This window comes from Paraburkholderia sp. OAS925, assembly GCF_040543975.1.
Taxonomy (GTDB): Bacteria; Pseudomonadota; Gammaproteobacteria; order Burkholderiales; family Burkholderiaceae; genus Paraburkholderia; species Paraburkholderia graminis.
Genome location: NZ_JBEUNO010000001.1, coordinates 3,313,900 through 3,334,584 on the forward strand (window position 1 = coordinate 3,313,900; position 20,685 = coordinate 3,334,584).

General features: G+C 64.0%; 14 protein-coding genes and 1 pseudogene. 9 read left to right on the forward strand and 6 right to left on the reverse strand.

Annotated elements, in window-relative coordinates; genetic code table 11:
• The first annotated feature begins 2 nt into the window (after window positions 1–2).
• Complete coding sequence (locus ABIE53_RS14420; RefSeq protein ID WP_006052410.1) at window positions 3–863, forward strand: efflux RND transporter periplasmic adaptor subunit; 861 nt, start codon at window positions 3–5, stop codon at window positions 861–863.
• Between the two features lie 36 nt (window positions 864–899).
• Here the strand turns inward: ABIE53_RS14420 and ABIE53_RS14425 are convergent.
• Window positions 900–2,577 (reverse strand): annotated as a pseudogene (locus ABIE53_RS14425) (methyl-accepting chemotaxis protein).
• 420 nt (window positions 2,578–2,997) lie between these two features.
• On the opposite strand from ABIE53_RS14425, the gene ABIE53_RS14430 reads away from it, so the two are divergent.
• From ABIE53_RS14430 to ABIE53_RS14440, 3 genes are all read left to right on the forward strand, one after another.
• Window positions 2,998–4,293 (forward strand): MFS transporter, encoded by a 1,296-nt coding sequence (locus ABIE53_RS14430; protein WP_114156301.1) that lies wholly within the window; start codon window positions 2,998–3,000, stop codon window positions 4,291–4,293.
• Window positions 4,294–4,517: 224 nt separating this feature from the next.
• Complete coding sequence (locus ABIE53_RS14435; RefSeq protein ID WP_114156302.1) at window positions 4,518–6,881, forward strand: UvrD-helicase domain-containing protein; 2,364 nt, start codon at window positions 4,518–4,520, stop codon at window positions 6,879–6,881.
• Between the two features lie 44 nt (window positions 6,882–6,925).
• Complete coding sequence (locus ABIE53_RS14440) at window positions 6,926–7,729, forward strand: 5'-methylthioadenosine/adenosylhomocysteine nucleosidase (RefSeq protein WP_114156725.1); 804 nt, start codon at window positions 6,926–6,928, stop codon at window positions 7,727–7,729.
• 33 nt (window positions 7,730–7,762) lie between these two features.
• Here the strand turns inward: ABIE53_RS14440 and ABIE53_RS14445 are convergent, their stop codons facing one another.
• Window positions 7,763–9,655, reverse strand: coding sequence for a propionate--CoA ligase (locus ABIE53_RS14445; protein WP_114156303.1), 1,893 nt, complete (start codon window positions 9,653–9,655; stop codon window positions 7,763–7,765).
• A gap of 306 nt (window positions 9,656–9,961) precedes the next feature.
• On the opposite strand from ABIE53_RS14445, the gene ABIE53_RS14450 reads away from it, so the two are divergent.
• Complete coding sequence (locus tag ABIE53_RS14450; protein ID WP_114156304.1) at window positions 9,962–12,841, forward strand: valine--tRNA ligase; 2,880 nt, start codon at window positions 9,962–9,964, stop codon at window positions 12,839–12,841.
• A gap of 69 nt (window positions 12,842–12,910) precedes the next feature.
• Entirely contained in the window at window positions 12,911–13,792 is an 882-nt protein-coding gene (gene galU / locus ABIE53_RS14455; protein ID WP_006052403.1) for a UTP--glucose-1-phosphate uridylyltransferase GalU, read from the forward strand.
• Between the two features lie 129 nt (window positions 13,793–13,921).
• Here the strand turns inward: galU and ABIE53_RS14460 are convergent, their stop codons facing one another.
• The 4 genes from ABIE53_RS14460 to ABIE53_RS14475 form a co-directional block, all read right to left on the reverse strand.
• Window positions 13,922–14,149, reverse strand: coding sequence for a sulfurtransferase TusA family protein (locus ABIE53_RS14460; RefSeq protein ID WP_029967676.1), 228 nt, complete (start codon window positions 14,147–14,149; stop codon window positions 13,922–13,924).
• A 127-nt stretch (window positions 14,150–14,276) separates the two neighbouring features.
• Entirely contained in the window at window positions 14,277–15,326 is a 1,050-nt protein-coding gene (locus tag ABIE53_RS14465) for a Gfo/Idh/MocA family oxidoreductase (RefSeq protein WP_114156305.1), read from the reverse strand.
• Window positions 15,323–16,342 (reverse strand): inositol 2-dehydrogenase, encoded by a 1,020-nt coding sequence (iolG, locus tag ABIE53_RS14470; RefSeq protein ID WP_029967681.1) that lies wholly within the window; start codon window positions 16,340–16,342, stop codon window positions 15,323–15,325. The genes ABIE53_RS14465 and iolG overlap by 4 nt, the downstream gene beginning before the upstream one ends.
• Window positions 16,335–17,216, reverse strand: coding sequence for a MurR/RpiR family transcriptional regulator (locus ABIE53_RS14475; protein ID WP_029967682.1), 882 nt, complete (start codon window positions 17,214–17,216; stop codon window positions 16,335–16,337). The genes iolG and ABIE53_RS14475 overlap by 8 nt, the downstream gene beginning before the upstream one ends.
• A 242-nt stretch (window positions 17,217–17,458) precedes the next feature.
• Here ABIE53_RS14475 and ABIE53_RS14480 point away from each other — a divergent pair, with 242 nt between their 5' ends.
• The 3 genes from ABIE53_RS14480 (at window position 17,459) to ABIE53_RS14490 (ending at window position 20,683) form a co-directional block, all read left to right on the forward strand.
• Entirely contained in the window at window positions 17,459–18,505 is a 1,047-nt protein-coding gene (locus ABIE53_RS14480) for a sugar ABC transporter substrate-binding protein (protein WP_006052398.1), read from the forward strand.
• A 140-nt stretch (window positions 18,506–18,645) separates the two neighbouring features.
• Complete coding sequence (locus ABIE53_RS14485) at window positions 18,646–19,827, forward strand: ABC transporter permease (RefSeq protein WP_029967683.1); 1,182 nt, start codon at window positions 18,646–18,648, stop codon at window positions 19,825–19,827.
• Window positions 19,828–19,840: 13 nt separating this feature from the next.
• The gene (locus ABIE53_RS14490) at window positions 19,841–20,683 is read left to right on the forward strand and encodes an ATP-binding cassette domain-containing protein (RefSeq protein ID WP_029967685.1); all 843 of its coding nucleotides are present in this window, start codon (window positions 19,841–19,843) and stop codon (window positions 20,681–20,683) included.
• Window positions 20,684–20,685 lie beyond the last annotated feature (2 nt).

Here is a 20,685-nt window from a genome sequence, read left to right on the forward strand (position 1 = left end):
ACATGACCATCCGAAATCTTGTTGGCTTCGTCGCGACAGCCATTGTTTTTATCGTCGCGATCCTGCTGGGGCGCGTGCTGTGGGTTCATTACATGGACGAACCGTGGACGCGCGACGGACGCGTGCGCGCCGAGATCGTCAATGTCGCGCCGGACGTGTCGGGCGCCGTCGTCGAGTTGCCGGTCAAGGACAATCAACTGGTGAGGAAAGGCGATTTGCTGATGCAGATCGACCCGTCGCACTACGAGATCGCCGTCGAGCAGGCGCAGGCCGCGGTGGCCGCGCGCAAGGCCGAATTGCAGATGAAGCGCGACGACGCGCGGCGTCGCGCGGATATGGATTCGCTCGTGGTGTCGAAGGAGAGCCAGGAAAATGCGGCGCATACGGCATCGGCCGCCGAGGCCGCCTATCAGCAGGCACTCGCCGCGCTCGACGCCGCGAAGCTCAATCTCGCCCGCACGCGCGTCGTGTCGCCCGTCGACGGCTACGTGACGAACCTGAACGTGTTTCGCGGCGACTACGCGACGGCCGGCGCGGCGAAGCTCGCGATCGTCGACAGCCACTCGTTCTGGGTCTATGGCTACTTCGAGGAAACCAAGCTGCCGCACCTGCATATCGGCGACAAGGCCGAAGTCCGGCTGATGAGCGGCGGCACGCTGCAAGGCCACGTCGAGAGCATCTCGCGCGGCATTTACGACCGCGACAATCCGCAAAGCCGCGAACTGCTCGCCGACGTCAACCCGACCTTCAACTGGGTGCGGCTCGCGCAGCGCGTGCCGGTGCGGGTGAAGATCGACTCGGTGCCCGACGGTGTCGTGCTGGCGGCGGGCATTACCTGCACGGTGGTCGTCAAGCAGAGCTGAGCGGCGCCGCTACAAGCTCTGCAAGCTATACAAGCTCTACAAGCGGAACTTGCCGACCATCTGCTTGAGGCCGTGCGCCTGATCGTCGAGCGAGCGGGCCGCCGCGGTCGCCTGCTCGACCAGCGCCGCGTTCTGCTGCGTGCCCGAGTCCATTTGCGCGACGGCGAGGTTGATTTCCTCAATGCCGGCGCTCTGCTCCGACGAAGCCGCCGAGATCTCGCCCATGATGTCGGTGACGCGCTTCACGGCCTTGACCACTTCGTCCATCGTCTGGCCGGCGTCCTGCGCGAGCGTCGAGCCGTTGCTGACACGCTCGACCGACGTGCTGATCAAGCCTTTGATCTCCTTCGCGGCGGCGGCGCTGCGCTGCGCGAGGTTGCGCACCTCGGCGGCGACCACCGAAAAGCCGCGCCCTTCCTCGCCCGCGCGCGCCGCCTCGACGGCCGCGTTCAGCGCGAGAATATTGGTCTGAAACGCGATGCCCTCGATCACGCCGATGATGTCGCCGATGCTGCGCGCGCTGTCGTTGATCTCGTTCATCGTCGCGACGACGCGGCTCACCACTTCACCGCCCTTCTCCGCGATCTCCGACGCGTTATTGGCGAGCGTGCTCGCCTGCTTCGCGTTGTCGGCGTTCTGGCGAACCGTCGACGTCAACTGCTCCATGCTGCTCGCCGTGCGCTCGAGCGCCATCGCCTGCTGCTCGGTGCGTTGCGACAGATCGAGGTTGCCCATCGAAATTTTCGCCCGAGGCGGTCGCAATCGCGTCCGCGCTCGACGCAATATCCGATACCGTGGTCGCGAGCCCGCTTTGCATGTCGGAGAGCGCGTACAGCACGCTCGACTTGTCCTTACGTCCGAGCTTGATCTGGTTCGACAGATCGCCCGCCGCGATCCGGCTCGCGATCTCTTTCGCGTAGGCCGGTTCGCCGCCCAACTGGCGGGCGAGGCGGCGCACCACCCACTCGCTGACGAACGCGGCGAGCACGATCAGCCCGACCGTCATCACCGCGAGCATCACGAACGACGAGTGATAAATGAAGCCGGACGCGTCGATGGTCGCCTTCGCGGCCGTGCCGCGTTCCGCCACGAGTTGATCGACGAGTTTTTCGAGCTTGCCGGTTTCGACGAGCAGCGACACGTCCTGCGTGCCGACCTGCCAGTTCATCTGCGAAAGGTCGAGCGGCTGCGCTTTCACGAGCGTCACGAAGTCACGCAAATGCGCGCTCCACGTCGCGACGCCGGCGGCGAATTTCTTCTGATGCTCGACGGCCTGCGCGTCGGATTTGTCGACGTACTGCTGCAGCGTGGCGAGTTCGGCGGCGAGGCCGTTCAAGCCCTTGTCGATGTCGGCGCCCAGTTCGTCGCGCTCTTTCGCGGTGGTCGCCGTCAGCAGCATTTTTTGCGCGCGGCTTGCACGCAGCATATGGCCGCGCGCTTCCTCGGCGGCGCGGCTCGCGACGTGGCCCTGATCGTAGATGGATTGCGCGGACGCGTTCAGGCGGCTGATCTGCGTGAGCGAAAACACGCCGATTGCCAGCGTGCCGACCAGCAGCACCGCGAACGCGGCGCGCAACATCGCCTTGACCGACAGCCCCTTGAGCCGCACGACTCGCGACCCGCCACCCTTTCCCCGCGACGGCGACCGGCCGGTCGCCTCCGTGTCCGGAACGAACCCCGCGCTCTTCCGGCTGCCCAGCGGAACTGCTGACACTGCTGAACCTGCTTTCATATTCCCCGTCCCCACGTTTAAACCTGCCGCAAAGGTCTGTTCCGGCATTGCTTTTTCTCTCTCCGGGTCTACGGCATCAGCGGCCGCGATCTTTAGCGCGGTTTGCCCGATGCCGACCGTGATTCGCCCGGTCCTCGACGCGCCGCTTCGTGGGCGCGCGCCGCGCCAGTTTTATACACGGCCAAAAATCCGCCCGTTCTGATTTACAGCGATGCGCGAGGCCCGCATGACCGTGTCCGATTCGCGACAAAACTTGTCCTTACATTTCGGTCGAGCCACATTAAACTGCGACAAATAGCTGAGCACGCGCGAATTCGCGTCGTTATGCCGCAACGACGCAGACCAGGAATCGCGACGCGCCGCCAGCCGGATTGCCCCTTCCTTTCCCTTTCTTTGAAGCGTATGGAAACCAGCCTCGATAAACGCGCACTTGCCGTCGCGTCAGCCCAAACCGGCAGCGCCGCCAATGCCTCAGCCTCAGCCGCGTCGGCTGCCGCATCTTCAGCCGCGCAGCCGGCCGCCAAGGTTCAGCGCACGGTCTATTCCGTGCTCGGCGCGATCAGCTTCTCGCATCTGCTCAACGACATGATCCAGTCGTTGATCCTCGCCATCTACCCGATGCTGAAGGACAACTTCTCGCTGTCGTTCGGACAGATCGGCCTGATCACGCTGACTTATCAGATCACCGCGTCGCTGCTTCAGCCGCTCGTCGGCATCTATACGGACAAACATCCGAAGCCGTACTCGCTGCCCGTCGGCATGGGCTTCACGCTCGCCGGCCTGCTGCTGATGTCGATGGCGACGAGTTTCGGCGTGCTGCTGGTGGCCGCGGCGCTGGTCGGCTGCGGGTCGTCGGTGTTTCATCCCGAATCGTCGCGGGTCGCGCGGATGGCCTCGGGCGGCCGTCACGGGCTCGCGCAGTCGCTGTTCCAGGTGGGCGGCAACGCGGGATCGTCGCTCGGGCCGCTGCTGGCCGCGCTGATCGTGATTCCGCACGGACAGCGCAGCATCGCATGGTTTTCGGTGGCGGCGCTCGTCGCAATGGTCGTGCTGACGCAGATCGGCCGCTGGTACAAGCAGCATCCATCCGTGAAAAAGGCGCGCAGCCAGACCGCTCACGCAACGCTCTCGCGCAACCAGGTCATGTTCGCGATGAGCGTGCTGATCCTGCTGGTGTTCTCGAAGTACTTCTACCTCGCGAGCATCAACAGCTATTTCACGTTCTATCTGATCGACCGGTTCCATCTGCCGGTGCAGGCCGCGCAGATTCATCTGTTCGTGTTCCTCGCGGCCGTGGCCGCGGGGACCGTGATCGGCGGTCCGATCGGCGACAGGATCGGCCGCAAATATGTGATCTGGGTGTCGATTCTCGGCGTCGCGCCGTTCACGCTGCTGCTGCCGTATGCGAACCTGTTCTGGACGGGCGTGCTGACGGTGATCATCGGCGTGGTGCTGGCCTCGGCGTTCTCGGCGATCCTCGTCTATGCGCAGGAACTGATTCCGGGCAAGGTGGGCATGGTGGCGGGCCTCTTCTTCGGCTTCGCGTTTGGCCTCGGCGGCATCGGCGCCGCGGTACTCGGCGAACTCGCCGACGCGACGAGCATCACGTATGTGTACAAAGTCTGCTCGTTCCTGCCGTTGCTCGGCGTGCTGACGGTGTTCCTGCCGCATGTGGAAGGCAAGCGCGCGAAGGCGTGAGGGCTTTCGGTCGGACTTGTGACGAAAAGGCGCTGCGGCGCCTTTTCTTTTTTGCCGCGGCGGGCCGGACGAGGCGCTTGCCCGTTGTCGACCGGGAAGCATGCTGGCCGCGCGTCGGCTCCGGCAACGTAAAACCCAACGCGCCAAACGGTGCTCACGAGGCAAAAAAAGCAAGCGAGCGTCGGGGCATATAATGACGAACACCCCGCCGTCCCTCCGAAAAAATGCCCGATCTGCTAGCCAATCTCAACCCCGAACAACACGCCGCCGTCACGCTCCCGAACGAGCCCGCGCTGATTCTCGCCGGCGCAGGCAGCGGCAAAACGCGCGTGCTCATCACGCGCATTGCGTGGCTCATCCAGCACGGCCTCGCGTCGCCGGCGACCATCCTTGCCGTGACGTTCACGAACAAGGCCGCGCGCGAAATGATGTCGCGTCTGTCGGCGCTGTTACCCATCGACACGCGCGGCATGTGGATCGGCACCTTTCACGGCCTGTGCAACCGCATGCTGCGCGCGCATCATCGCGACGCCGCGCTGCCGGCCACGTTCCAGATTCTCGATACCGCGGACCAACTGTCCGCGATCAAGCGCCTGATGAAGGGCCTCAACATCGACGATGAAAAGTACCCGGCGAAGAATCTCCAGTACTTCATCAACAACGCGAAGGAACAAGGGCTGCGCCCGAAAGACGTCGACGCCACCGACAACTTCAACCGCAAATTCGTCGAGCTCTACGAAGCCTACGACCAGCAGTGCCAGCGCGAAGGCGTCGTCGATTTTCCGGAGCTACTGCTGCGCTGCTACGAACTGCTGGCGCACAACGCGCCGCTGCGCGCGCACTATCAGGCGCGCTTCAGACACATTCTCGTCGACGAGTTTCAGGACACCAACAAGCTGCAATACGCGTGGCTGAAGCTGCTCGCGGGCCAGACGAATTCGATCTTCGCGGTCGGCGACGACGACCAGTCGATCTACGCTTTCCGCGGTGCGAACGTCGGCAACATGCGCGACTTCGAACAGGAGTTCAACGTCCGGCATCTGATCAAGCTCGAACAGAATTACCGCTCGCACGGCCATATTCTCGACGCGGCCAACCAGTTGATCGCGAATAATTCGCGGCGCCTCGGCAAGAATCTCCGCACCGACGCCGGTCACGGCGAGCCGGTGCGCGTCTACGAGGCCGCGACCGACACGCAGGAAGCCGGCTGGATCGTCGAGGAAATCAAGGCGCTCATCAACACGGGCACGTCGCGCAGCGAAGTCGCGGTGCTTTATCGCAGCAACGCGCAGTCGCGCACGATCGAGCACACGCTGGTGAATGCGGGCATCGCGTATCGCGTGTATGGCGGTTTGCGCTTTTTCGAGCGCCAGGAAGTCAAGCACGCGCTCGCCTATCTGCGCCTGATCGACAATCCGAATGACGACACCGCGTTCGCGCGCGTCGTCAATTTTCCGACGCGCGGCATCGGCGCGCGCTCGATCGAACAACTAGCGGACGCCGCGCGGCTCTATAACTGCTCGATGGCCGCGGCGATTCCGTATGTCGCCGGCAAGGCGGGCTCGAGCCTCGCGGCGTTCGCGAACCTGATCGGCAAGATGCGCGCGGAAACGCAGCAGATGAGCTTGCCGGACACCGTCGAATACGTGGTGCGCGCAAGCGGCCTCGCCGACTTTTACCAGAACGAGCGCGAAGGCCAGGACCGGCTGGAGAACTTGCAGGAACTGGTCAACGCCGCCGCGGCGTTCGTCAGCGAAGAGGGCTACGGCATGAACACGCCGGCGCGCTCCATTCCGCTGCGCCCAGGCGCGACGGCCGCGCCGGAACTGGCCGTCGCCACCGACGACCCCAACGTCGTCGTGCTCGACGCGCCCGGCATTGCCGACCCCGCGCAAAACCCCGACACGATGACGCCGCTCGCGGGCTTTCTGTCGCATGCGTCGCTCGAAGCCGGCGACAACCAGGCGCAGGCCGGCCAGGAAGCCGTGCAACTAATGACCGTGCACGCGGCGAAGGGTCTGGAATTTACCGCCGTGTTCATCACCGGACTCGAAGAGGGGCTGTTCCCGCATGAGAACAGCGCGATGGAGTCGGACGGTCTCGAAGAAGAGCGCCGCCTGATGTACGTCGCGATCACGCGCGCGAAAGAGCGCCTGTATCTGTCGTTTGCGCAAAGCCGGATGCTGCACGGCCAGACGCGCTACAACATCCGCTCGCGTTTCTTCGACGAATTGCCGCAGGAAACGCTCAAGTGGCTCACGCCGAAGGTCGAGGCGGGCGCGCGCTGGGGCGGCCGCTCCGACAACGCGGGCTATGGGCGCGACTGGTTCGCGCGGCCCGACCGTCAGCAGGGCTATGGCGGCGGCGCATCGACGGCGGCAGCGCCCTTGCCCGCTTTCGCCAATGAACAGCGCGCGGCGGAAGCCGGTTTTCGCGTCGGCCAGCAGGTGTTCCACACGAAGTTCGGCGAAGGCACGATCACCGCGCTCGAAGGCGGCGGCACCGACGCGAAGGCGCAGGTCAAATTCAAGCGCCACGGCGAGAAATGGCTCGCGCTGGCGGTCGCCAAATTGCAGGCGGTTGAGTGAGCGGCGTCGACGGCGGCGAGCGCACGGCGCAGGCTGGCGGTCCGCTGGACGATCCGCAAGGGGCTAATGCACAGGTTACGCACCTTGCGCGGCGCCCGCTCGGCGTGCTCGCGGCCTTGCCGCAGGAACTCGGCGACCTGATCGAGGGGATGCGCGCGGAATCCGGCGTGCGTACCGTGATCCACGGCCGGCGCGATTATCACGTCGGCACCGTGCACGGCGTGCCGTGCGTCGTGACGCTGGCGCGCGTCGGCAAAGTCGCGGCGGCGGCCACGGTCAGCGCGCTGATTCATGCATTCGATGTCGAGGCCGTCGTCTTCACCGGCGTCGCCGGCGGTGTCGGCGAACAGGTGCGGGTCGGCGACATCGTCGTGGCGAATGCGCTGTTGCAGCACGATCTCGATGCGTCGCCGCTCTTTCCGCGCTTCGAGGTGCCGCTCCTCGGCATGTCGCGCTTCGCAGCGGACGCGGCGCTCGCCGCGCAACTCGCGCAAGCCTGTGAGCGTTTCATTGCGGACGAAGGCGCGGCGTCGGCCGCGCGTTTCGGCACGCGCGAGGCGCGCGTGCATCGAGGGCTGATTGTCAGCGGCGATCAGTTCGTCGCCAGCGCGGCGGGCGTACGCGCGTTGCGCGACGCGTTGCCTGACGCGCTCGCCGTCGAGATGGAAGGCGCGGCGATCGCGCAGGTCTGTCACGAGTACGGCGTGCCGTGCGCGGTCGTGCGGACCATCTCCGATACCGCCGACGACCACGCGCCGGCATCGTTCGTCTCGTTTCTCACGGAGATCGCCGGCACGTATTCGAATGCGATCCTGACGCGCTTTCTGAAGGCGCGCGGCGAGGCGTGATTGGGGCAACCCCACCCGCTCGGCCACAAACTCCTAGCCTTTCAACCCCTCACGCACCTGTTGCAGCGCCGCCGGATCTTCGATGGTCGGCAGCTCGCCCGGCTCGCGTCCCTCCGCGAGCGCCGCGATGGCCCGGCGCAGCAGCTTGCCGGAGCGCGTCTTGGGCAGCATCGACACGATCACCACGCGCGACGGCCTTGCGATCGCGCCGAGTTGCCGGTCCACCGTCGTCGTCAGTTCGGCTTCCAGCTTCGTGCGCGTGCCCGCGTCGGCGTAAGCCTGCGCGTCGCGCAACACCACGAAGGCCATCGCCGCCTGCCCCTTCACCGCGTCCGTCACGCCGACCACGGCAACTTCCGCGACGGCCGGATGGCTCGACAGCGCTTCCTCGATTTCGCGCGTACCGAGCCGGTGGCCCGCGACGTTGATCACATCGTCCGTGCGGCCGAGGATCGTCACGTAGCCGTCTTCGTCCTGAATGCCCCAGTCGAAGGTCGAATACACCTGCTGGTTCGGCACGCTCGACCAGTACGTGCTGACAAAGCGCTTGTCGTCGCCCCATACCGTCGACATGCAGCCCGGCGGCAGCGGATAGTCGAGCGTCAACACGCCTTTCTCGCCGGGCGGGCACGGTTCGCCCGTCAGCTCGTTGCGCAAGGTCAGACTGAAGCCGGCCGACGGCACGCCCGGTGAGCCGAGCTTGGTCGGCAGCGCCTCGACGCCGCGCGGAATCGCGAGCATCGGCCAGCCGGTTTCGGTTTGCCAATAGTTGTCGATCACCGGCTTGCCGAGCGCGCCCGCGATCCACGAGGCGGTCGGTTCGTCGAGCGGCTCGCCGGCCAGAAACAGCGTGCGCAGGCTCGACAGATCGGCCTGTTTCAGCAGCGCCGGGTCCTGCTTTTTCAGCACGCGCAGCGCGGTCGGCGCGGTGAACATGAGGTTGATCTTGTGCTGCTCGACGAGGCGCCACCAGATGCCGCCGTCCGGGCGAATCGGCGTGCCTTCGTACATCACGGTCGTCAATCCCGCGAGCAACGGCGCGTAGACGATATAGCTGTGGCCCACCACCCAGCCGACGTCCGACGCGGTGAACATCGTGTCGCCGGCCTTGCCTTCGAAGATGTGTTCCATCGACGCCGCCAGCGCCACCGCGTAGCCGCCCACGTCGCGCTGCACGCCCTTCGGCTTGCCGGTCGTGCCCGAGGTGTACAGCACATAAGACGGCTCGTTCGATTCGAGCCATTCGCAGGGCACGTGCGCGTCGAAGAACTTTTCACGCAGCGGTTCGTAGTCGACCAGATAGTTCGCGTTCAGGCGCTCCGGCGCGAGTTGCCGGTCGATCAGCAGCACGCGCGGCGTCTTGTGGCTCGCCCGGGCGAGCGCCTCGTCGACGAGCGGCGTGTAGTCGATCACCCTGCCGCCGCGCGCGCCAGCGTCGGCGGTCACGATCAGCACCGGCTTTGCGTCGTCGATGCGTGCCGCCAGATTCGGCGCCGCGAAGCCGCCGAACACGACCGAGTGAATCGCGCCGAGCCGCGCGCAGGCGAGCATCGCGAACAGCGCCTCGGGGATCATCGGCAGATAGAGCAGCACCACGTCGCCGCGCTTCACGCCGAGCGAGCGCATGACCGCGGCCATGCGGTTGATTTCCGCGTACAGCTCGGCGTACGTATAGCGGCGCTCGATGCCGGTTTCCGTCGACACATACACGAGCGCGTTTTGCTGCGCGCGCTCCACGAGATGCCGGTCCACCGCGTTATGGCACAGGTTCGTGCGTCCGCCGACAAACCAGCGCGCAAACGGCGGGTTCGAGCGGTCCAGCACGGTGTCGAACGGCGTTTCCCAATGGATGCGCCGCGCCTCGTCGCGCCAGAATGCCTCGGGATTGTCGATCGAACGGCGGTGGAAGTCGCGGTAGCGGGTCATCGGCGGCGATCCTTCGAGTGCGGTGAGAAAACCTAAAGACGCGGGCGCGCCGCGGCGCACGCCAGCGGGGAGCAACGGACAGCGGCGGCGGCAAGCGCGTGAATGAAGCATAAAGTACGCGCCGCCGCGTGGACAACGCGGGTTCACCATGAGCGGCGCGGGCGGAGCGCTGTCTTATGACGGGCGCGGGCTGGCGAGATCCGAAGCGGGCCAACGCAAGCCGACCAACCCAACCCCAAAACCAGGCCCGCGCCTGCTGCGCCGCTTATAATCGAACATTCCCCGCATTCATCAGCCGATCGACACATGAGCGACACCCCGAGCGATACCTCCTCCACCCTGGCCAAGAGCTTCGAGCCGCACACCGTCGAAGCCCACTGGGGCCCCGAATGGGAAAAGCGCGCGTACGCCGCGCCCGCTTTCGACGGCAACCGGAAAGACTTCTCGATCCAGTTGCCGCCGCCGAACGTCACGGGCACCCTGCACATGGGCCACGCGTTCAATCAGACCATCATGGACGGCCTCGCCCGCTATCACCGCATGCTCGGCGAAAACACGCTGTGGGTGCCGGGCACGGACCACGCGGGCATCGCCACGCAAATCGTCGTCGAACGGCAACTGGACGCGAAAGGCGTGTCGCGCCACGATCTGGGCCGCGAGAAATTCGTCGAACGCGTGTGGGAATGGAAGCAGGAATCCGGCTCCACCATCACGAACCAGGTGCGGCGTCTCGGCGCGTCGATCGACTGGTCGCGCGAATACTTCACGATGGACGACAAAATGTCGACCGCCGTGCGCGACGTGTTCGTGCGCCTCTATGAACAGGGCCTCATCTATCGCGGCAAGCGGCTGGTGAACTGGGACCCGGTGCTGCTCACGGCCGTGTCCGATCTCGAAGTGGTCAGCGAGGAAGAAAACGGCCATCTGTGGCACATCCAGTATCCGCTGACGGACGGCTCCGGCCATCTCACGGTCGCCACCACGCGTCCCGAAACCATGCTCGGCGACACCGCCGTGATGGTTCATCCGGAAGACGAGCGCTACGCGCACCTGATCGGCAAGACCGTCACGCTGCCGCTGTCGAACCGCGAAGTGCCGATCATCGCCGACGACTACGTCGACCGGGAATTCGGCACGGGCGTCGTGAAGGTCACGCCCGCGCACGACTTCAACGACTATCAGGTCGGCCTGCGCCACAAGCTGCCGCAAATCGAAATTCTCACGCTCGACGCGAAGATCAACGAAAACGCGCCGGAAAAATACCGCGGCCTCGACCGTTTCGAAGCGCGCAAGCAGGTCGTCGCCGACCTCGAAGCGCTCGGCGCGCTCGAATCCGTCAAGCCGCACAAGCTGATGGTGCCGCGCGGCGACCGCACCGGCGTCGTGATCGAGCCGATGTTGACCGACCAGTGGTTCGTCGCGATGAGCAAGCCGGCGCCCGAGGGCACGTTCACTCCGGGCAAGTCGATCGCCGAAACCGCGCTCGACGTGGTGCGCAACGGCCAGATCAGGTTCGTGCCGGAAAACTGGACCTCCACGTATTACCAGTGGCTGGAAAACATCCAGGACTGGTGCATCTCGCGCCAGCTCTGGTGGGGCCATCAGATTCCGGCCTGGTACGGCGAAAACGGCGAAATCTTCGTCGCGAAGACCGAAGAAGGCGCACGCGAAAAAGCGGCCGAAGCCGGCTATACCGGCCCGCTCAAGCGTGACGAAGACGTGCTCGACACGTGGTTTTCGTCCGCGTTGGTGCCGTTTTCGTCGCTCGGTTGGCCGAACGAGACGCAGGAACTGAAGCACTTCCTGCCGTCGTCGGTGCTGGTCACGGGCTTCGACATCATCTTCTTCTGGGTCGCGCGTATGGTCATGATGACCACGCACTTCACGGGCAAGGTGCCGTTCGACACGGTCTACGTGCACGGCCTCGTGCGCGACGCCGAAGGCCAGAAAATGTCGAAGAGCAAGGGCAATACGCTCGATCCGATCGATATCGTCGACGGCATCGGGCTCGATGCGCTCGTCGCCAAGCGCACCACCGGCCTGATGAATCCGAAGCAGGCGGCGTCGATCGAAAAGAAAACCCGCAAGGAATTCCCCGACGGCATTCCCGCGTTCGGCACCGACGCGCTGCGCTTCACGATGGCGTCGATGGCCACGCTCGGGCGCAACGTCAACTTCGACCTCGCGCGCTGCGAAGGCTACCGCAACTTCTGCAACAAGCTGTGGAACGCCACCCGCTTCGTGCTGATGAACTGCGAAGGCCACGACTGCGGCTTCGGCAAGCCGGCGCAATGCGGCGAATGCGGGCCGGACGGGCATCTGCATTTTTCGTCGGCGGATCGCTGGATCGTGTCGCTCTTGCAGCGCGTGGAAGCGGAAGTCGCCAAGGGTTTTGCCGACTATCGCTTCGACAATGTGGCCAACGCCCTATACAAGTTCGTATGGGACGAATACTGTGACTGGTATCTCGAACTCGCGAAGGTGCAGATCCAGACGGGTCAGCCGAACCAGCAGCGCGCGACGCGGCGCACCCTGCTGCGCGTGCTCGAGACGGTGTTGCGCCTCGCGCATCCGGTGATTCCGTTCATCACCGAGGCGTTGTGGCAAAAAGTTGCGCCGTTGGCCGGGCGTTATCCCGCGGACAAGGCCGAGGGCGAAGCGTCCGTCATGGTGCAGCCGTATCCCGTTGCCGAGATGTCGAAGATCGACGAAGAAGCGGAGCAATGGGCCGCCGACCTGAAGGCAATGATCGATGCGTGCCGGAATCTGCGCGGCGAAATGAATCTGTCGCCGGCGGTGAAGGTGCCGTTGCTCGTCACCGGCAACGCGGAGCGTCTGCGCAGTTTCGCTCCGTACGCCCAGGCATTGGCCCGTCTTTCCGAAGTGCAGATCATCGCCGACGAAGCAACGCTCGACGCGCAGGCAGATGGCGCGCCAATTGCTATCGTAGGAAGTGACAAGCTCGTGCTGAAGGTCGAGATCGATGTGGCCGTCGAGCGCGAGCGCCTGTCGAAAGAGATTGCGCGGTTGAGCACGGAAATCGTCAAGTGCAATGCCAAACTGCAGAACGAAAGTTTTGTCGCCAAGGCGCCGCCCGCAGTCGTCGAGCAGGAGCAGAAAAGGCTGGCGGAATTCGAAGCGACTGTTGGCAAGTTGAAAGCGCAGCTCGCGCGCTTGCCGGCCTGATCGGCGCTCCACGCCCGCCCCGCGCGGCGGGCACGGACTGATTAAACCAGAGGACTCAGGGTAAATCACATGCTAAAAGTTACAAAGGCGGTATTTCCGGTAGCAGGTCTTGGCACCCGGTTCCTCCCTGCCACGAAGGCAAGCCCGAAGGAAATGCTGCCTATCGTCGACAAGCCGCTGATCCAGTACGCGGTGGAAGAAGCCATGGCGGCCGGCATCACGGAGATGATCTTCGTCACGGGCCGCAGCAAGCGTGCGATCGAAGACCATTTCGATAAGTCGTACGAAATCGAAGCGGAGCTAGAGGCGCGCGGCAAGGACAAGCTGCTCGAACTCGTGCGCAGCATCAAGCCGAGCCATGTCGACTGTTTCTACGTGCGTCAGCCGGAAGCGCTCGGCCTCGGCCACGCGGTGCTGTGCGCCGAAAAGCTGGTGGGCGACAACCCGTTCGCCGTGATTCTCGCGGACGACCTGCTGTACGGCACGCCGCCCGTCATGACGCAGATGATCGAGGTGTTCGACCACTATCACAGCTCGGTGATCGGCGTCGAAGAGATCCCGGCGCAGGAAACCAAGTCGTACGGCATCGTCGACGGCAAGGAATGGGAAGACTCGATCATCAAGATGTCGGGCATCGTCGAGAAGCCGGAGCCGAACGTCGCGCCGTCCAATCTCGGCGTTGTCGGCCGTTACGTGCTGAAGCCGCGCATTTTCGACCACATCCGCTCAATCAAGCCGGGTGCCGGCGGCGAACTGCAGTTGACGGACGCGATCCAGTCGCTGCTCGCCGACGAACAGGTGCTCGCGTACAAGTATCACGGCACGCGTTTCGACTGCGGCAGCAAGCTCGGCTATCTGAAGGCGACGGTGGAATTCGCGCTGCGCCATCCGGAAGTGGCCGCGGATTTCGAAGAATATCTGCGGACGCGTTCGCCGGTGCTCGAAGGCTGATTCTTTCGCGCGAATGAAAAAGGCGCTGTGCCCCGCTTTGGCGGGCACAGCGCCTTTTGTTTGCAGCGCGCGTTTTCAGCGGACGCGTTTGAGAGGACGCGTTCGAGCGAACGTGTTTCAGCGCCTGCGTCAGCGGCGCTTCATCAGAAACGTGAAAACCTTGTCGTGCGACGAACTCTCGACGATCTCATTGCCGGTCTGCTTCGCGAACGCGGCGAAATCGCGCTGCGAACCGGGGTCGGTGGCGAGCACCTTGAGAATCTGGCCGCTTTCCATATCGGCGAGCGCCTTTTTGGCGCGCAGGATGGGCAGCGGGCACATCAGCCCGCGCGCATCGACTTCCTTGTGAATCTGAATTTGCATCGACGATGACCTTCGGGACGAGACGCCGTTGTGCGACGCCAGACAGAGGGTCAAATTCTACCGCAGCCTGCGCCGCGCTGCCGGTGGCGGCGTTGAGAGTGCCGCCGCCGCGATCCCGGCGCTAAAGCGTCACCGCCTGCCCACTCTGCAGCGACTGCCGCAACGCATTGCCGATGCGCGTCGCCTCGAGCGCGTCGGCAAGCGTTGCGCCCGCTTGCGCCTCCGAGCCCGCCCCGCCCTGCACCGCCGCGACAAACGCGCGCGCCTCGTGCAAAAACGCGTCTTCGAAACGGTCGAAGAAGCTCGGCGTGCACTCGTTGCGAATCCCGCTCGCGTCATAAATCTCCACGCGATTCGCGCGCGGATTGCGTCCGATCGCGAGCGCGCCCGCCGTGCCGATCACTTCGCTGTGCGTGTCGTTGCCGTGCGCCTGCGTGCGCGACGCGTAGAACATCGCGAGCTTGCCGCCCTCGAATTCGCAGATTGCGACGCCGTTGTCGACGTCGCCGAATTCGCGCAGGCCTTCATGTAACGCGACCGCGCCGGCCGCGAACACGCGCGTCGCGCGCGGCTTGCCGAGCAGCCAGCGCGCGACGTCGATATCGTGCACCGTGCAGTCGAGAAAGATGCCGCCCGAGGTCGCCGCAAAGCGCACGAAAAAACCGTCGATATCGTTCTTGTCCGTGGTCTGCGAGCGCACCAGAAACGGCCGGCCTATCGCGCCCGCCGCGATCTTGTCGAATGCATCCTTGTAGCTCGGATCGAAGCGCCGCATGAAGCCGATCGTCGCCTGAAGATGCGGAAAGCGCGCGGCCTCGGCCAGCACGCGCTCGCATTCGGCGAGATCGAGCGACAACGGCTTCTCGCAGAACACGTGCTTGCCCGCGCGCAATGCGTCGACGATCTGTTGCGCGTGCAACGACGACGGCGTGACGAGCCACACGGCATCCACTTCGCTATCGTCGAGCAGCTTCGCGTAATCGTCGTAAAGACGCGGCGACGGCAACGCGTCGCGCGCCCATGCCCGCTCCTCTTCCAGCGGACTGCAAGCGGCGACCAGTTCCGCGCCCGGCACGCGATACGCGAGATTCTCCGCGTGCCGTTTGCCGAGCCGCCCAAGGCCGACCACGCCCAAACGAACGCGCTTGTCATGCGCTGCCGCGGCATTCATCGCGCGGCCTCGCCGAGTTTGACCGCATGGCCTTCGCGCCACGAAAGCGTTGCGGCCTCGGCGAGTTCGAGCGCCTTCACGCCGTCGGCGACGGTCGTGCGCACCGGCTTGCCTTGCGTCACGGCTTCGAAGAAATGCGCGATTTCCAGCGCGTACGCCGCGCGATAACGTTCGAGAAAAAACGCCTCGGGCACGTCGCTCGATACTTCGGTCTTCGAATAAGCGGTGACTTCAGTGGGCCGCACATTGCCCGCTTGCAGCATGCCGCCGCTGCCGAGCACTTCGAAGCGCTGGTCGTAACCATAGGCGGCGCGGCGCGCGGTGTTGATCTGGCACAGACGGCCGCGCTTCGTGCGGATCGTCACCGCCGTCGAGTCGATGTCGCCCGCGTTTGCAATCGCCGGATCGGTGAGGCAACTGCCGGTCGCATGCAGCGTGTCGGCTTCGTCATCCAGAATCCAGCGGAAGATATCGAAGTCGTGAATCAGCATGTCCTTGAAGATGCCGCCCGAATGCCGGATGTATTCGACCGGCGGCGGCCCCGGATCGCGGCTCGTCACAATGAGCATTTCCGGCGTGCCGATTTCGCCCGCGTCGAGACGCGCCTTCAGCGCGGAAAACGTCGGGTCGAAGCGGCGCTGAAAGCCGATCATGCAGACCACGCCCGCGCGTTCGACCGCGTCCGCGCAGGCCCGTGCGCGTTCGAGCGTGAGGTCGACGGGCTTCTCGCAGAACACGTGCTTTTTCTGCGCGGCCGACTTCATGATGAGATCGGCGTGCGTGTCGGTGCTCGAACAGATCACCGTGGCGCCGACCGAAGCGTCGCCCATCGCGCCGTCGATGTCCGCCACTTGCGCGCCATGCGCGGCAGCGAGCGCCGCGGCCGCTTCGCGATTCACATCGACCACATACTTGAGCCTCACGCCAGGTTGCCGCGCGAGATTGGCCGCGTGAATCTTGCCGATGCGCCCCGCGCCGAACACCGCGACGTCGATCGGTTGTGCTGCGTCAGTCATCGTATCCTCCAGTGTCTTTGGATTCTTCCACGTTCAGTTCGAGCTTGTACGCGAGCGCGATGAAAAGCGCCTGGCACAGGCAGATCGTGCTGGTCAGCGAGCGGAACGCAAACGCGCTGCCCTCTTTCACATACAGTTGAGTGCTCGCGTAACGGGCGAGCGGAGATAGTTGGCTATCCGTAATAACCAGCGTCTTCGCCTGATGATGATGCGCGACGCGCAGGCAATACTGCGTTTCCTTCGCATACGGCGCGAAGCTGATCGCGATCACCACGTCGCCCTTCTTCACGCTGCGAATCTGCTCGCGATACATGCCGCCGAAACCGGACACCAGATGCACGCGCTTGGGCGTGTGCTGCAACGCATAGACGATGTAGCTCGCGACCGGAAACGAGCGCCGCACGCCGATCACATAGATGTTGTCCGCCTGCTGCAGCATTTTCACGGCGGCGTCGAACTGTTTGTCGTCGAGCCCCGCTTCGAGTTCTTCCAGGCCGCCGCGCGACGCCGCGATGAATTCGCGCGCCACCGCGCCGCCCGACAGCGCGCCAGGCTTGTCGTCGATCAGCTTGCGAATGCGCTGCTGATAACTCGGCGACGACGCGCCCTGCCCTGTGTACGCCTGGCGAAACACCGCCTGCAAATCGGAGAAACCTGAGAAGCCGAAGCGCTGCGCAAAACGCACCACCGCCGACGGATGCACGCCGCAGCTTGCGGCAATATCACTCGTGCGATCGACCATCACGCTCGAACGATGCTGCTCGATATACGTTGCGACGTTCTTCAACTGACGCGGCAACGCTTCGTAGTTTTCCGCGATGCGCTGCATCAATTCTTCGACGCTCGGCAATTCCTCGGTGCTCTCTTCCGCCATGAGTCTCTCTTCGGTGCTTTGTCGCAGTGCGGCAGACGCTTTCGACGCGCGCCGCACGACGTGTTTGACGTTGCCGATTATAGGCAGCGCATCGCATAAATGGAACGTATTTTCCATTTTTATTCACGATGAAATTTCTGTTGCACCACCCTCGAAGATGACCTAATCTTGGTCGTGAGCGATGGCGCTTCGGCGCAGCTGCGTCGCTCCCTCAATAACGACAGACCGAGAAAGGTGGAGACATGAGACTTTGCAAGGGCAAGGCTACGCTCAGGATTCTGGTGACGGCATTGACGTTGGCGACGGGATTCGGCGCGGCTTCGGCCGCCCGCGCGGCTGACGCTCATTTCGTGCTGATCAGCCACGCGCCGGACTCCGATTCCTGGTGGAACACGATCAAGAACGCGATCAAGCAGGCCGACGAGGACTTCAACGTCGAGACCGACTATCGCAATCCGCCGAACGGCGACATCGCCGATATGGCGCGCCTCGTCGAGCAGGCCGCCGCGCGCAACTACGACGGCGTGATCGTCACCATCGCCGATTACGATGTGCTCAAGAGCTCCATCAGCAAGGTGACCGCGAAGAAGATTCCACTCGTCACGATCAATTCCGGCACCGAGGAACAGAGCGCGCAACTGGGCGCGATCATGCACGTCGGCCAGCCCGAATACGTCGCCGGCAAGGCGGCGGGCGAGAAGGCGAAAGCGGCCGGCGTGAAGTCGTTCGTGTGCGTGAATCACCTCGCGACCAACACCGTTTCGTTCGACCGTTGCCGTGGTTTCGCGGATGCGATCGGCGTCGACTATAAATCGTCCACCATCGATTCCGGCCAGGACCCGACCGAGATCCAATCGAAGGTCAGCGCCTATTTGCGCAACCATCCGAACACCGGCGCGATTCTCACGCTCGGACCGACGCCCGCGTCGGCCACGCTGAAAGCGGTCCAGCAAATGGGCCTGAACGGCAAGATCTATTTCTGCACGTTCGACTTCTCCGACGACATCGCGAAGGCCATCCAGAACGGCACGATCCAGTTCGCGATCGATCAGCAGCCGTATTTGCAAGGCTATATTCCGGTCGCCGTGCTCGCCATCGTGAAGAAAGAGCACACCACCGACCCCGCGAAAATCCGCCAGATTCTCGAAGCGAATCCGAAGTTCAAGGCGCGGCTCGCGACGTACGGTCTCGCGCCGTCGTATGGACCGAAGAACATTCGTTCGGGCCCGGGTTTCATCACGAAGGAAAACCTCGACAAGGTCATCAAGTACGCAGGGCAGTATCGCTGATTCTTTCTTCTAGCTAGTCACGCGCGCGGCGGGCATCGCTCCCGCCCGGCAGCTTCGCCGCCAGCGCGCATTTCACCGGCTGTCGTTCTCGCAACGCATTCCCGCCTGCCCTAACGCACAGCCGGCTCCAAGGAGACATCATGGGTGTAGCCGGCAAACACTTCCCACCGCACGTCGATCCAAACAGCGCCGCCTCGCATAACGCCGCGCCGCGCCCGGACGCCGAAGCGCGCGACGGACGCGACGAGCGCGTGCGCAAGGAATCGTGGTTCGGTCATCTGCTGAACCGCCCTGAATTTGCCGCGATTTCCGGCGCGGTACTCGTGTTTCTCGTTTTCGCGCTGACGGCCGGCGGCTCCGGCATGTTCAATCTCGACGGCGTGATGAACTGGTCGCAGGTGTCCGCGTATCTCGGCATCCTCGCGGTCGGCGCATGTCTCTTGATGATCGCGGGCGAGTTCGATCTCTCCATCGGCTCGATGATCGGCTTCGCCGGCATGATGGTCGCGATTCCGAGCGTATACTTTCACTGGCCGATTTCGCTCTCGATCCTCTTTGCATTCGCCGGCTCGATGCTGCTCGGCGCGCTCAACGGCTATCTCGTGATGCGTACGCGGCTGCCGTCGTTCATCGTCACGCTGGCCTTCCTGTTCATTCTGCGCGGCCTCACGCTCGCGCTGTCGATCATGTTCGCCGACCGCACCATCGTCTCGGGCGTCGGCGACCTCGCGCAGCAGGACTGGCTCGCCAACACGCTCTTTCACGGTGTCGCGCTCAATGGCCTCTTCACGATGCTCGCGCACCACGGCATCGGCACGCTGCTCGATAACGGTCATGCGCTGGTGCCTGGCATTCCGAAGGTGATTCTGTGGTGGTTCGGCCTCGCCGCAATCTGCGCATTCGTTCTGGCAAAGACGCGCGCCGGCAACTGGATTCTCGCCGTCGGCGGCGATGCGAACGCAGCCAAGAACGTGGGCATTCCGGTGCGCCGCGTGAAGATTCTGCTGTTCGTGCTGACCGCATTCTGCTCGTGCCTGTTCGCGGTATTGCAAGTGTGCGACATCGGCTCGGCTGCGGCGGATCGCGGCTTGCAGAAGGAATTCGAAGCGATCATCGCGGCGGTGATTGGCGGAACGTTGTTGACGGGCGGCTATGGGTCCGTGGTCGGCGCCTGCTTCGGCGCGCTGATCTTCGGCGTCGTGCAGATCGGCATCACCTATACGAACGTGAGTTCCGACTGGTTCCGCGTGTTCCTCGGCGTGATGCTGCTGATCGCGGTGCTGTTCAATCACTACGTGCGCCGTCGCGTGTCGCAATCGTAACGAGGAGACGAACATGTCGGATACGAACCCTGTGACTCACGAAGCGCCGGTGGCAACCGCCGCCGCGCAGCAAGACGACGTGATCCTCGCGCTCGAAAACGTCAACAAGTACTTCGGCAAGGTGATCGCGCTAAGCGGCGTGACCTTGCGCCTGAAGCGCGGCGAAGTGCACTGCCTGCTCGGCGACAACGGCGCGGGCAAGTCCACGCTCATCAAGACGCTGGCCGGCGTGCATCAGCCGTCGTCGGGCCAGTATCTGGTCGACGGCAAGCCGGTTTTGTTCGAGTCGCCGAAAGACGCGCTCGATCTGGGCATCGCCACCGTCTATCAGGATCTCGCGCTCGTGCCGCTGCTTTCCGTCGCGCGCAATTTCTTCATGGGACGCGAGCCGCAAAAGAAACTCTTCGGCTTCCTGAACGTGATGGACCTCGAAACCAGCGCGACCACCGCACGCGACAAGCTCGCGGAAATGGGCATCAACGTGCGCGATCCGCATCAGCCGATCGGCACGATGTCGGGCGGCGAGAAACAGTGTCTGGCGATTGCGCGCGCGATTCACTTCGGCGCACGCGTGCTGATTCTCGACGAGCCCACCGCCGCGCTCGGCGTGAAGCAGAGCTTCAACGTGCTGAAGCTGATTCACAAGGCGCGCGCGAAAGGCATCTCGGTGATCTTCATCACGCACAACGTGCATCACGCATATCCGATCGGCGACTCGTTCACGCTGCTCAATCGCGGCAAATCGCTCGGCACCTTCACGAAGGAAACCATCAGCAAGGACGAAGTGCTCGACATGATGGCGGGCGGCGCCGAGATGCAGAAGATGATCGGCGAACTCGAAGGCGCAACGATCTGATT

Bases quoted from the DNA above. Each gene is read 5' to 3' on its own strand.
- ABIE53_RS14420 (WP_006052410.1), top strand. From the start codon at position 3: ATGACCATCCGAAATCTTGTTGGCTTCGTCGCGACAGCCATTGTTTTT.
- ABIE53_RS14430 (WP_114156301.1), top strand. From the start codon at position 2,998: ATGGAAACCAGCCTCGATAAACGCGCACTTGCCGTCGCGTCAGCCCAA.
- ABIE53_RS14435 (WP_114156302.1), top strand. From the start codon at position 4,518: ATGCCCGATCTGCTAGCCAATCTCAACCCCGAACAACACGCCGCCGTC.
- ABIE53_RS14445 (WP_114156303.1), bottom strand. From the start codon at position 9,655: ATGACCCGCTACCGCGACTTCCACCGCCGTTCGATCGACAATCCCGAG.
- ABIE53_RS14450 (WP_114156304.1), top strand. From the start codon at position 9,962: ATGAGCGACACCCCGAGCGATACCTCCTCCACCCTGGCCAAGAGCTTC.
- galU (WP_006052403.1), top strand. From the start codon at position 12,911: ATGCTAAAAGTTACAAAGGCGGTATTTCCGGTAGCAGGTCTTGGCACC.
- ABIE53_RS14465 (WP_114156305.1), bottom strand. From the start codon at position 15,326: ATGAATGCCGCGGCAGCGCATGACAAGCGCGTTCGTTTGGGCGTGGTC.
- iolG (WP_029967681.1), bottom strand. From the start codon at position 16,342: ATGACTGACGCAGCACAACCGATCGACGTCGCGGTGTTCGGCGCGGGG.
- ABIE53_RS14475 (WP_029967682.1), bottom strand. From the start codon at position 17,216: ATGGCGGAAGAGAGCACCGAGGAATTGCCGAGCGTCGAAGAATTGATG.
- ABIE53_RS14480 (WP_006052398.1), top strand. From the start codon at position 17,459: ATGAGACTTTGCAAGGGCAAGGCTACGCTCAGGATTCTGGTGACGGCA.
- ABIE53_RS14485 (WP_029967683.1), top strand. From the start codon at position 18,646: ATGGGTGTAGCCGGCAAACACTTCCCACCGCACGTCGATCCAAACAGC.
- ABIE53_RS14490 (WP_029967685.1), top strand. From the start codon at position 19,841: ATGTCGGATACGAACCCTGTGACTCACGAAGCGCCGGTGGCAACCGCC.